Source organism: Spirosoma liriopis, from assembly GCF_023196085.1.
In the GTDB taxonomy this organism is placed as follows: domain Bacteria; phylum Bacteroidota; class Bacteroidia; order Cytophagales; family Spirosomataceae; genus Spirosoma; species Spirosoma oryzicola.
Window position 1 is genome coordinate 1,943,851 of the sequence record NZ_JALPRF010000001.1, and the last position, 11,441, is coordinate 1,955,291.

Below are 11,441 nucleotides of genomic sequence, written 5' to 3' on the forward strand. Positions count from 1 at the left end.
CTTACAATACCTCTGGAGCTAACGATACGATTTTCATAAACTGCTTCTCACGCAATTCGCGAGCCACAGGTCCGAAAATACGGGTGCCGCGAGGCTCATCGTTGTTGTTGAGCAGAACAGCTGCATTGTCTTCAAAACGGATATATGAACCGTCTTTACGACGTACTTCTTTTTTCGTCCGAACGACAACAGCTTTTGACACCGTGCCCTTCTTCATGCTGCTAGACGACAAAGCCTGCTTTACCGTTACGACAATCTTGTCACCGACAGATGCGTAACGTTTGCCAGTACCGCCCAGAACACGGATAACGAGCACTTCTTTAGCGCCACTGTTATCGGCTACACCTAATCTCGATTCTTGCTGTACCATGGCTTACTTCGCTTTTTCGATGATTTCGACTAAACGCCAACGTTTGTTTTTACTCAATGGGCGGGTCTCCATAACGCGAACAGTGTCGCCGATACCACACTCATTTTTTTCATCGTGAACGGTCAGTTTCTTCGTTTTATTCTGAAACTTACCGTACAACGGGTGCTTCACTTTACGTTCTACCGCAACCGTGATCGTTTTCTGCATTTTATTGCTTGTCACCCGTCCAATACGCTCTTTCCGAGCGTTCCGCTCCGACGCCGTAGCTTGTGTTGCGGCTGCCTGCGGCTGTTCTGTTGCTACGACCGCCGAAGTAGTTGCTTCTTCCTGCGGTGCTGGTGCTTGTTGCTCTTCCATCGTCGTATCTTATTAGGCTTGCCGCGATTTAACCGTCAGTTCTGTGTTCAGGCGAGCAATCCGTTTACGGCTCTCGCGAATGCGCATTGGGTTCTCGACTGGAGATACCGCATGAGCGAACTTCAGTTTCAGCAGACGGTCTTGTTCTGCGTTGATCTCGTTACGCAGTTCGTCGGCCGACAGTCCTTTCAAGTCTTCTTTTTTCATTTTGTTCGTCGCTTAGGGATTATTCGCCTTGCTCTTGATAATCGCGCCGAACCACAAACTTGGTCCGAACTGGCAATTTTTGTGCTGCCAAGCGCAGAGCTTCCATACCCGTTTCCAGACTAACGCCCGTTGCTTCGAACATAATCGTGCCGGGTTTTACAACGGCTACCCAGTATTCTGGTGCACCTTTACCTTTACCCATCCGTACTTCGGCTGGCTTCTTGGTGATTGGCTTGTCTGGGAAAATACGAATCCAAACCTGGCCTTCACGTTTCATGGCCCGCGTTACAGAAATACGGGCAGCTTCAATCTGGCGGGCAGTGATCCGGCCCGGCTCCAGCGATTTGATGCCGAACGTGCCAAATGCTATTTCGTGGCCCCGCGATGCGATACCAGGAATCCGTCCTTTATGTTGCTTGCGAAATTTTGTTCTTTTTGGCTGTAACATCTTTAAGGAAGTTTACAGTTCTCAGTTATTCAGTTTTTACTTCTTTTTTGATTGAGTCAAAGCGGAATCAAAACCACACGGACACCCGTGAAAACTGAAAACTCGTCTATCGTCTTGGTCCTCCACCGCCACGGTTGCCACCTTGACCACCACCGCCACGGTTGCCGCCTTGACCGCCACCGCCACGGTTGCCACCTTGACCACCACCACGGTTGCCGCCACGGTCATTACCGCCACGATCGCCCCGGTTGCGACCACCACGCTCGTTTCCATCGCGGTCGCCACGTGGGCCACGACGATCACCACGATCATTCGCACTTGCGTTGCGTTCACCTGCCTGCGCCTGACTCATCATAGCTGCTGGAGACAGATCACGCTTTCCGTACACTTCACCTTTGAAAATCCACACTTTGATGCCGATTTTTCCGTAAACGGTTTGTGCTTCAGAAATTGCATAATCAATATCGGCACGTAACGTATGCAGAGGAACACGTCCTTCCTTATACTGCTCCGAGCGAGCAATTTCAGCTCCACCCAGACGACCTGATACTTTTACTTTAATGCCCTGTGCTCCTACGCGCATAGCCGACTGAATAGCTTGCTTCATCGCGCGACGGAACGATATACGTGCCTGTAGTTGCTGAGCAATCGCTTCGCCAACCAGTTTAGCATCGATTTCAGGACGTTTGATTTCAAAGATGTTGATCTGGACGTCTTTGCCCGTCACTTTTTTCAACTCTTCTTTGATCTTGTCAACTTCGCCACCACCTTTACCGATAACGATACCTGGACGTGCCGTGTGGATCGTTAAGGTTACACGCTTCAGCGTACGTTCAATTACGACCCGTGCGATAGCTCCTTTGGGGATACGAGCAGCTACGTATTTACGGATTTTCTCGTCTTCTACGAGTTTGTCAGCAAATTCTTTACCACCGTACCAGCTTGATTCCCAGCCCCGAACAATACCAAGTCGCAGGCCAACTGGATTTATTTTTTGTCCCATTTCTTATTGTTCGTTTTCTGGGGTTTCTGCTTCTGCCTGGCTTAACACAGGCTGAGCTGCACTATCTACTACGATAGTAATATGGTTTGACCGCTTCCGAATCCGGTGACCACGACCTTGTGGGGCAGGGCGCAGACGCTTCAGCATTGGACCACCATCTACAAAAATCGTTTTTACATAAAGGTCTGCGTCTTCAATGCGCTCGCCTTCATTTTTTTGTTGCCAGTTGGCAACCGCCGATAACAGCACTTTCTGTAATACGGCGGCACCGGCTTGCGGCTGATATTTTAAGAGACCCAACGCCCGGCTAACACGCTGACCACGAATCAGATCGGCGATTAACCGCATCTTACGGGGCGACGTGGGCACATCTCTAAGTCTTGCTACTGCTTCCATTCTTTTGAAGTTTTCAGTTTTTCAGTTTTCAGCTTTACGAGCCAAAACTTAAACTTGCTTATCGTTTGCCCTTGTCTTTCTTTGCAGTGTGTCCCCGGAAGTTACGCGTTGGAGAAAACTCGCCTAACTTGTGGCCTACCATGTTCTCGGTGACATAAACCGGGATAAACTTGTTGCCGTTGTGAACAGCAAAGGTGTGGCCTACGAAATCCGGCGAAATCATTGAACGACGCGACCAGGTTTTGATGACCGATTTCTTGCCCGATTCATTTTGAGTCTGTACTTTGTTGTCCAGACGGAAATCAATATATGGGCCTTTTTTAAGTGAACGTGCCATTGTTATCTGTTACTTTTTGCGTCGGCTAATAATCATGCTTTCTGAAGCCTTGTTCTTGTTGCGGGTCTTCTGACCTTTAGCGAACTGGCCATTCCGTGAACGTGGGTGACCACCCGAAGCACGGCCTTCGCCACCACCCATTGGGTGATCGACAGGGTTCATTACTACTGCACGAACGCGGGGACGACGACCTAACCAACGATTACGACCTGCTTTCCCAACGACAACGTTCATGTGGTCGGGGTTCGATACAGAACCTACAGTAGCCATACCAGCGCTTAATACCCGACGGGTTTCCCCAGAAGGCAAACGCAGAATAGCATACTTATCTTCACGACCGACTAGTTGTGCATACGTACCGGCAGAGCGAGCCATTGCACCACCTTTGCCAGGTGTCAGCTCAATGTTGTGAACAATAGTACCAATTGGCATGGCAGCCAGTGGTAATGCGTTCCCAACATCAGGTGTCGAACCTTCGCCAGACTGAATAGTCTGACCAACCGTGATACCTTGTGGCGCGATGATGTAGCGTTTCTCACCGTCAGCATACTGCACCAGGGAGATACGGGCCGAACGGTTTGGATCGTATTCTACAGTCAAAACTTCGGCTGGCTGGCCGACTTTATCGCGCTTGAAGTCAATGATACGGTAGTGCCGCTTATGACCTCCACCAATGTAGCGCATAGTGCGGTGACCTTCATTGTTCCGGCCGCCGGTTCTCTTTAGGGGCTCCAGCAGGCTTTTTTCCGGCTTGGAGGTTGTTATTTCCGCAAAGTCGGGTGCCACGCGAAAGCGTGTACTCGGCGTTATTGGTCTTAGTTTCTTAACTCCCATGACTGATTAATTGGTAGGGCAATGCCCGGTTTACAAGTCAGCGTAAATATCGATTACTTCGCCTTCCGCAACCGTTACGATTGCTTTCTTGGTAGTGGGGGTTTTCCCGGTAACTACGCGTCCGTTGATATTTTTGCTCCGCTTTTTACCAAGCGACCGCATTGTATGAACAGCCTCGACGTTTACGCCGTACAATTTCTCGACAGCTTTAACGATTTCGAGCTTGTTTGCTTTTAATTCAACCTCAAAAGCATACTTCCCCTGCTTGTTAAGGCCCGTCATTTTTTCGGTGACGATTGGTCGTTTCAGTACGCTCATGATTATTTGTCGAACAACGTTTGAATGGTTGACAAAGCTCCTTCGCTGATAAGCAGTTGGTCTGCATTCACTAGATCGTAGGTATTAACCTGCGATGCAGTGGTTACCTTTGCTTTCTGCACGTTCCGGCTCGATAGAACAACGTTCGTGTTGATATCCGGTAGAATCAGCAGCGTTTTACGGCCAGCTACATTCAGATCGGTCAGGAATTGAATGTAATCTTTCGTACGGGGAGCTTCCAGCGTGATGTTATCAATAACTGAAATGTTGTTAGCCTGCGCTTTAACAGCAAGAGCCGATTTACGGGCTAACGATTTCACTTTCTTGTTCAGTTTGAAGCTATAGTCGCGGGGACGAGGACCGAAGATAGTACCACCACCAACAAATACGGGCGATTTAGCACTACCAGCGCGGGCACCGCCGGTTCCTTTTTGCTTCTTAAGTTTGCGTGTAGAGTGAGCATTTTCAGCGCGCTCTTTCGCTTTGTGCGTTCCCTGGCGCTGGTTAGCCAGGTACTGTTTCACGTCGAGGTAAATCGCGTGTTGGTTCGGCGTGATACCGAAAACCTCCTCTGGAAGGGTGACCTTTTTGCCTGTGTCTTCGCCCTTGCTGTTATATACGATTACTTCCATGACCTACTTCTCGATAATAACGTATGAATTTTTGGCTCCAGGAATCGAACCGCTAACAACGAGCAGGTTTTGCTCAGACAGAACGCGCAGGACACGCAGGTTTTGAACCTTCACGCGGTTGCCGCCCATACGACCGGCCATACGCAAACCTTTAAATACCCGAGAAGGGAATGAGCAAGCACCAATCGAACCTGGGTGACGTCCCCGGTTGTGCTGACCGTGCGTTTGACCGCCAACCCCACCGAATCCGTGACGTTTCACAACGCCTTGGAAACCGCGCCCTTTGGCTGTTCCGACAACATCAACGAAGTCGCCTTCGCCAAATACGTCAGCCGCCGTAAGCGTGTCACCAAGGTTAAACTCTTGTTCAAATTCCTTGAACTCAACAAGTTTACGCTTTGGTGTGGTGCCAGCCTTTTTGAAGTGGCCCAACTCCGGCTTGTTGGTGTGCTTTTCTTTTTTGTCGCCGAAACCTAGCTGCACAGCCGTGTAGCCATCTTTTTCGATGCTACGAACTTGTGTTACGACACAGGGACCCGTTTCAATGACTGTACATGCCAGAGCCTGCCCGTCCGCATTGTACACACTGGTCATCCCGATTTTCTTGCCAATTAAACCAGACATTTGTGTTTGTTTAAAGTAAGCAGGTAAAAAATAGGTACTATCCCGCACTCAGACCTTCTGAATCGGGCCGCAAAGGTAGGCAAACTATCAGGAAATTCCTATATCTGCTTAACACTCAGCCCAAAAAGACATAAAAAAAGGTCGGGTATATTACACCTGACCTTTCACGGTCACACAAGGCCTGCTTACGAGGCTTGTCTAACCAATAGTCAGATGTGGTTTCCACATGTGTGGACCTTCACCCTTATATGTCTTTAACTCTCACTCGAGTTTGGGAGTGCAAAAGTATAAATTTTCCCGGACAATCAGAAAAAATATTTCAAAATAATTTATAAGCAAATAAATCTCCAAAACAAATGCCGCCAGTATAATACATTCCGGTATTACACTGGCGGCATTAAAAGCCTTTAGCCGAAAATCGTTAGACTTTGATTTCTACATCAACACCACTTGGCAACTCAAGTTTCATTAATGCGTCAACCGTCTTAGCGCTGCTGCTATAAATGTCAACCAGACGCTTGTAGGTGCAAAGCTGGAATTGCTCCCGTGCCTTTTTGTTGACGTGGGGCGACCGCAGTACCGTGTAAATCTCTTTGTCTGTTGGGAGAGGGATTGGCCCGCTTACGACAGCTCCTGTCGATTTAACAGCTTTAACAATTTTCTCTGCCGATTTGTCAACCAGCATATGGTCAAACGACTTCAGCTTAATGCGAATTTTTTGGCTCATTGTGTTGTGGTTCGTTATTTGTTTATGTACGTCCTGCCGAAAGAACCATTTACTCCGACAGCACAAAAAATGGGCAGCAGGCCGGTTGACCTGCTGCCCAGTATCTTAAAAGCTTACGATCTTCCCGTTCCTTTTTCTTTCGCTACTACGCTATCCGAAATGTTTTGTGGTACCACTTCGTAATGCGAGAACGTTAAGTTAGCCGTAGCACGACCTGAAGACATAGTACGCAGATCCGTTACGTAACCGAACAGTTCAGAAAGAGGAACGTCAGCTTTGATCACTTGTGATCCAGCTTTGCTATCCATACCTTTCATAACACCACGGCGACGGTTCAGGTCACCAGTGATTGGACCGGTATATTCTTCTGGTGTTAGTACTTCAACAGCCATGATTGGTTCGAGCAGTTTCGGACCAGCTTGGCGAGCAGCTTCACGGAATCCTAAACGAGCGGCCATCTCGAATGACAGCGAATCGGAGTCAACGTCGTGATATGAACCATGGAACAGACGAACTTTCATGCTTTCCAATGGGAAGCCAGCTAGCGGACCATTTTTCAGCGATTCGTCAAAGCCTTTCTGTACAGCAGGAATAAATTCGCGAGGAATCACCCCACCGACGATGCCGTTCACAAAGTCCAGACCTGGTTGCGTAACACCAGCTTCGTCTTGGTCACGAGGTCCAAGTTCGAATACGATATCAGCAAATTTACCGCGACCACCCGTTTGCTTCTTGTAAACCTCCCGGTGTTCAACGTTCTTAGTCAGCTTCTCTTTGTAGGCAACCTGCGGTGCACCTTGGTTCACCTCTACCTTAAACTCACGACGCATCCGGTCAATGATAATTTCAAGGTGAAGCTCACCCATACCACGGATAATGGTCTGGCCGGTTTCTTCGTTCGACTCAACTTTTAAGGTTGGGTCTTCTTCGATCAGTTTACCAATAGCTTTCGAGAAGTTATCCTGATCGGCCGTTTTCTTCGGCTCGATAGCGTACCCGATAACCGGATCAGGGAACACCATTGATTCAAGAACGATTGGATTCTTTTCATCAGACAGGGTATCACCCGTTTTGATGTCTTTGAAACCAACGACAGCACCGATATCACCAGCCTCCAGGCGTTCGATTTGGTTCTGCTTGTTAGCGTGCATCTGGAAAATCCGCGAGATCCGCTCTTTGTTACCCGAACGGTTGTTCAGGATGTAAGAACCCGACTCAAGGATACCCGAGTATGAACGCACAAAGCACAAACGACCAACGTATGGATCAGTTGCAATTTTGAACGCTAATGCAGAGAATGGCTCGTCCGAAGATGGTTTGCGCGAAATCTCTTCACCCGTGTTTGGGTTCGTACCTTTGATGCTTTCTTTGTCCAACGGCGATGGCAGCAGTGCCATCACGTAGTCGAGCATCGTTTGAACACCCTTGTTTTTGAACGACGAACCGCAAAGCATCGGCACGATTTTCATCGCGATGGTTGCTTTACGAAGAGCTGCCAGAATTTCGTCTTCCGAAATTGATTCTGGATCTTCGAAATACTTCTCCATGAGCGTGTCGTCGAATTCGGCAACCGCTTCAAGAAGTTTTTCGCGCCACTCGGTAGCTTCTTCCATCATGTCGTCTGGAATAGGAACTACTTGGAAGGTCATTCCTTTATCCGATTCGTTCCAGACAAGACCACGGAAGTTAACAAGGTCAACTACACCTTTGAAATTGTCTTCTTCGCCGATTGGTAACTGAAGAGGAACAGCGTAGCTGCCCAGCATTTCTTTTACCTGACGGCAAACATTCAGGAAGTCAGCGCCTGAACGGTCCATCTTGTTAACGAAGCCCAACCGAGCAACGTTATAGTTGTTAGCCAGACGCCAGTTGGTTTCTGACTGAGGTTCAACACCATCAACGGCGCTGAACAGGAATACAAGACCATCAAGTACACGCAGTGAGCGGTTTACTTCAACCGTGAAGTCAACGTGGCCCGGTGTATCGATAATGTTGATATGGTATTTTTTGTCCCGGTAGGTCCAGTCAACCGTGGTGGCAGCCGAAGTGATCGTGATACCGCGCTCCTGCTCCTGTTCCATCCAGTCCATCGTTGCGGCACCATCGTGAACCTCACCGATTTTGTGGCTTACCCCGGCGTAATAGAGAATACGTTCGGTTGTGGTCGTTTTACCTGCGTCGATGTGAGCAGCGATACCGATGTTTCTCGTGAAATTTAAATCGCGAGCCATTAGCTTGTTATACTGAGAGTTATTTTAATTCTAAAACAGTGAGAAGGGGCCAGTAAGTTCACAAAGGCACCTTTTACAAATCAGGTCGCAAAATTACTGAAAGCCAATCAGAAAACAAATAAATGAGCTAGAAATATAGTGGTTTCTCATATTAGGAAGCGTGGCGTTTCGCTTGCGTGCGTAACAAACTGAATTGTTGAACGGATATAGCTTTTCGCATCCGATTCAGGACTCCATACTATCTATAGCCAACCTTCGTTATGGGAGGAAAAAATATTGATTTGTTGAACGTAAATTTCTTAGTTTTCGTCAACTTTGTATTGTGATTCTGGCTCAGAATCACTACCGTAACTTCATAACATGCAAAATCCTTACTTAGCTCTCATGCGTACTGCTTGGCAGTATGCCCGGCATGAGAAGCGTCAGTACATACTTGTGTATGTGCTCTTCATTTTCGCCAACATTATTGTCGCTCTTCATCCGTTACTTTTCGGCTGGTTCATTGAGTCTGTTCAGCGTGAAGGCAACGATGTTGTAAACACTGCTTTTGTTTACGCCGGAGGTGTCTTAGCCCTTAAAGTGCTGGAATGGGCTTTCCATGGGCCAGCCCGAGTTCTTGAACGCCGACTGGCTTTTAACCTGAGTCGCAATTTTTTGGATGAGCTGTACCATCAGACACTACACCTACCCGTTAGCTGGCATAAAGATCACCATAGTGGCGCAACTATCAACCGAATCCGAAAGGCCTACGACGCCCTGAAGTTGTTTTTCCAGGATGGGTTCGTTTACCTACATGCCATCTTCAAGTTTTTGTTCTCGTTTGGGGCTATGCTGTATTTCTCCCCGGTTTTTGGGGTAATCGGTGTAGCGCTTGGCGCTTTGACCGTTTATGTCATTCTTCGCTTTGATCGCCCGTTCATCAAAGCCCTCAACGAAACAAATGAACGCGAACATGCCGCGTCCTCGACACTCTTCGACAGTTTGTCGAACATCGTTACGGTAATTACACTCCGGCTCGAAAAGCGTATTGAAGAAAGCTTCTCGCAGAAGATCAGTGCAATTTTTCCACCATTCATGCGTCAGGTGACTATTAACGAGTGGAAGTGGTTTGTAGCTAGTATCCTTATTACGCTTATCTACGTAGTGATGGCGACGGGTTACGTTTACCAGCACTATACGCCAGGGCAGATATTTTATGTCGGTGGTCTCGTTACCCTGCTGGGTTATGTAAACCAGTTTACGAGCGTATTTAATGATGTAGCTTATCAATACACGCAGATCGTTCAGTTCAATACGGATGTTCAGACGGTACGGAGTATTAGTGAGGCATATGCTCAATATAAACAGTCGGATTCGCAGGCATTATTACCAGAAAACTGGCAAACCATTACGTTGTCTAACCTGAACTTTTCTCATGGTCAATTAGGATCGGATAAACGGCAGGTTCCTGCCCTCCACAATGTCGGCATTCAACTGTCGCGTGGCAAGCGGATTGCCTTTATTGGCGAAAGCGGTTCCGGAAAAAGCACATTACTCACGTTGTTACGCGGTTTGTACACTACTGAGCCAGGCTTGTCGGTGCAGGTAGACGATCAGCACTTCTATACCGATATGAAGTCGATTGCCAACACAGTCACCCTGTTTCCACAAGAACCCGAGATCTTTGAGAATACGATTGGGTATAACATTACCCTTGGCCTACCGTTTGATGACAACGAGATAATCCAGGTTTGTCAGACAGCTCACTTTGCTGACATCGTTAAGCATTTACCGCAGGGGCTTGATACAAGTATTCAGGAAAAAGGGTTAAACCTGTCAGGCGGTCAGCGCCAACGGCTGGCTTTGGCAAGAGGTGTTTTAGCTGCCCGAACAAGCGATATTGTATTGCTTGATGAACCAACGAGTAGTGTCGATCCTAAAACAGAGTTCGAGATATACCACAAGATGCTCAGAGAATTTTCTGACAAAGCGGTTGTATCGACGCTGCATCGACTTCATCTTTTACCCATGTTCGATTACATCTATATCCTCCGTAACGGCCGCGTTGCCGATGAAGGTAGTTTCATAGAACTGCGTGAGCGTAGTCTTATCTTCCAGGAAATGTGGTCGCATCAGAAAGAAGTGATGCATACAGAAGAACGAATAACAGCTTAACGGATATCATACCAACAAAAAGACCCGCGACGAGCGGGTCTTTTTGTTGATGCGTTGTTGTTTTATTCTACTGGTGCTTCTACAATCGTTACAATCTTCCACATGCCCCGGATATCCTGCAAGGGCACCGTTACATTACCACCGTTGGGATTGTCGGAGTGAAGCGTCAGGTATTTTCTCGTCAATAATTCGTTGTCGCGAACCCGCTTAACAACGAAATAATCCCGATACATTACCGCATACACACCTCCTGATTGGTACACCCAGTCGTTTTCGTTCACTGGAATAGCCAACACCTTGGCTCCATGAGCTAACTGCGGGCTCATACTATTTCCTGATATTTCCAGTACTACCGCCTGTTTATGACCTTTCATGACCGGCTTACGCACCCGGAATGATTCGATATCTGAAGCCCCTATCCCATCCGTATAACTTTCCACAAACGTTGCGTAAAAACGGACGGGTACGAAGGGTATTTCCATCGTATCCTCATCAGTCGCCATGACCATAGCATTTTCTTCCGGCGAGTTCAGCACGGGTAGAACACCTCGGATAAGGTAGTCAGCACTGATTTGCGGATAGCAAGCCAGCAAACTCATGATTGTGTCATAGGAAGGTTTGGCTCGTCCGTTAAGAATGTTATAAAACTTAGACGGATTTTCGCCCAACTCCTTGGCAATCTGATATATAGTAATGCCTAAGGCCTCAAAAACCTGTTTTAGTCGATCTTGTATAGTCACCTCGCTATCAATTTTTTCTGAACATTTTTCTGCCATTGTAGTAAAGATAATTGACAGTATAAT

The 11,441-nt window shown here is 47.6% G+C and carries 15 protein-coding genes; 1 reads left to right on the forward strand and 14 read right to left on the reverse strand.

Annotated features, from left to right (window positions below):
* Position 1 precedes the first annotated feature (1 nt).
* From rplN to fusA, 13 genes are all read right to left on the reverse strand, one after another.
* Positions 2-370 carry a 50S ribosomal protein L14 gene (gene rplN / locus M0L20_RS08095; RefSeq protein WP_018618706.1) on the reverse strand — a complete coding sequence of 123 codons (369 nt, stop codon included), beginning with the start codon at positions 368-370 and terminating at the stop codon, positions 2-4.
* A gap of 3 nt (positions 371-373) precedes the next feature.
* Positions 374-727: a 30S ribosomal protein S17 gene (rpsQ, locus tag M0L20_RS30115; RefSeq protein ID WP_262923862.1), complete on the reverse strand. Its 354-nt coding sequence runs from the start codon at positions 725-727 to the stop codon at positions 374-376.
* Between the two features lie 12 nt (positions 728-739).
* Entirely contained in the window at positions 740-934 is a 195-nt protein-coding gene (rpmC, locus tag M0L20_RS08105; RefSeq protein WP_248476430.1) for a 50S ribosomal protein L29, read from the reverse strand.
* Positions 935-953: 19 nt separating this feature from the next.
* Positions 954-1,382 carry a 50S ribosomal protein L16 gene (rplP, locus tag M0L20_RS08110; RefSeq protein ID WP_232560308.1) on the reverse strand — a complete coding sequence of 143 codons (429 nt, stop codon included), beginning with the start codon at positions 1,380-1,382 and terminating at the stop codon, positions 954-956.
* 106 nt (positions 1,383-1,488) lie between these two features.
* Positions 1,489-2,385: a 30S ribosomal protein S3 gene (rpsC, locus tag M0L20_RS08115; RefSeq protein ID WP_232560309.1), complete on the reverse strand. Its 897-nt coding sequence runs from the start codon at positions 2,383-2,385 to the stop codon at positions 1,489-1,491.
* Positions 2,386-2,388: 3 nt separating this feature from the next.
* The gene (gene rplV / locus M0L20_RS08120) at positions 2,389-2,781 is read right to left on the reverse strand and encodes a 50S ribosomal protein L22 (protein WP_232560310.1); all 393 of its coding nucleotides are present in this window, start codon (positions 2,779-2,781) and stop codon (positions 2,389-2,391) included.
* Positions 2,782-2,839: 58 nt separating this feature from the next.
* Positions 2,840-3,118: a 30S ribosomal protein S19 gene (gene rpsS / locus M0L20_RS08125; protein WP_176568964.1), complete on the reverse strand. Its 279-nt coding sequence runs from the start codon at positions 3,116-3,118 to the stop codon at positions 2,840-2,842.
* 9 nt (positions 3,119-3,127) lie between these two features.
* A complete protein-coding gene (gene rplB, locus M0L20_RS08130; RefSeq protein ID WP_232560311.1) occupies positions 3,128-3,952 on the reverse strand; it encodes a 50S ribosomal protein L2 in 825 nt (274 codons plus the stop codon).
* A gap of 30 nt (positions 3,953-3,982) precedes the next feature.
* Complete coding sequence (gene rplW, locus M0L20_RS08135; protein WP_164034770.1) at positions 3,983-4,270, reverse strand: 50S ribosomal protein L23; 288 nt, start codon at positions 4,268-4,270, stop codon at positions 3,983-3,985.
* Between the two features lie 2 nt (positions 4,271-4,272).
* Positions 4,273-4,902, reverse strand: a complete 630-nt coding sequence (gene rplD / locus M0L20_RS08140; protein WP_232560312.1) for a 50S ribosomal protein L4 — start codon at positions 4,900-4,902, stop codon at positions 4,273-4,275.
* Positions 4,903-4,905: 3 nt separating this feature from the next.
* A complete protein-coding gene (gene rplC / locus M0L20_RS08145) occupies positions 4,906-5,526 on the reverse strand; it encodes a 50S ribosomal protein L3 (protein ID WP_232560313.1) in 621 nt (206 codons plus the stop codon).
* A 421-nt stretch (positions 5,527-5,947) separates the two neighbouring features.
* Positions 5,948-6,253, reverse strand: coding sequence for a 30S ribosomal protein S10 (gene rpsJ / locus M0L20_RS08150; protein WP_077134125.1), 306 nt, complete (start codon positions 6,251-6,253; stop codon positions 5,948-5,950).
* A 113-nt stretch (positions 6,254-6,366) separates the two neighbouring features.
* The gene (gene fusA, locus M0L20_RS08155) at positions 6,367-8,484 is read right to left on the reverse strand and encodes an elongation factor G (RefSeq protein ID WP_232560314.1); all 2,118 of its coding nucleotides are present in this window, start codon (positions 8,482-8,484) and stop codon (positions 6,367-6,369) included.
* A 360-nt stretch (positions 8,485-8,844) separates the two neighbouring features.
* On the opposite strand from fusA, the gene M0L20_RS08160 reads away from it, so the two are divergent.
* The gene (locus tag M0L20_RS08160; RefSeq protein ID WP_248476432.1) at positions 8,845-10,638 is read left to right on the forward strand and encodes an ABC transporter ATP-binding protein; all 1,794 of its coding nucleotides are present in this window, start codon (positions 8,845-8,847) and stop codon (positions 10,636-10,638) included.
* A 62-nt stretch (positions 10,639-10,700) separates the two neighbouring features.
* Here M0L20_RS08160 and M0L20_RS08165 read toward each other — a convergent pair whose 3' ends face one another.
* Positions 10,701-11,414: a LexA family transcriptional regulator gene (locus M0L20_RS08165; RefSeq protein WP_232560316.1), complete on the reverse strand. Its 714-nt coding sequence runs from the start codon at positions 11,412-11,414 to the stop codon at positions 10,701-10,703.
* Positions 11,415-11,441 lie beyond the last annotated feature (27 nt).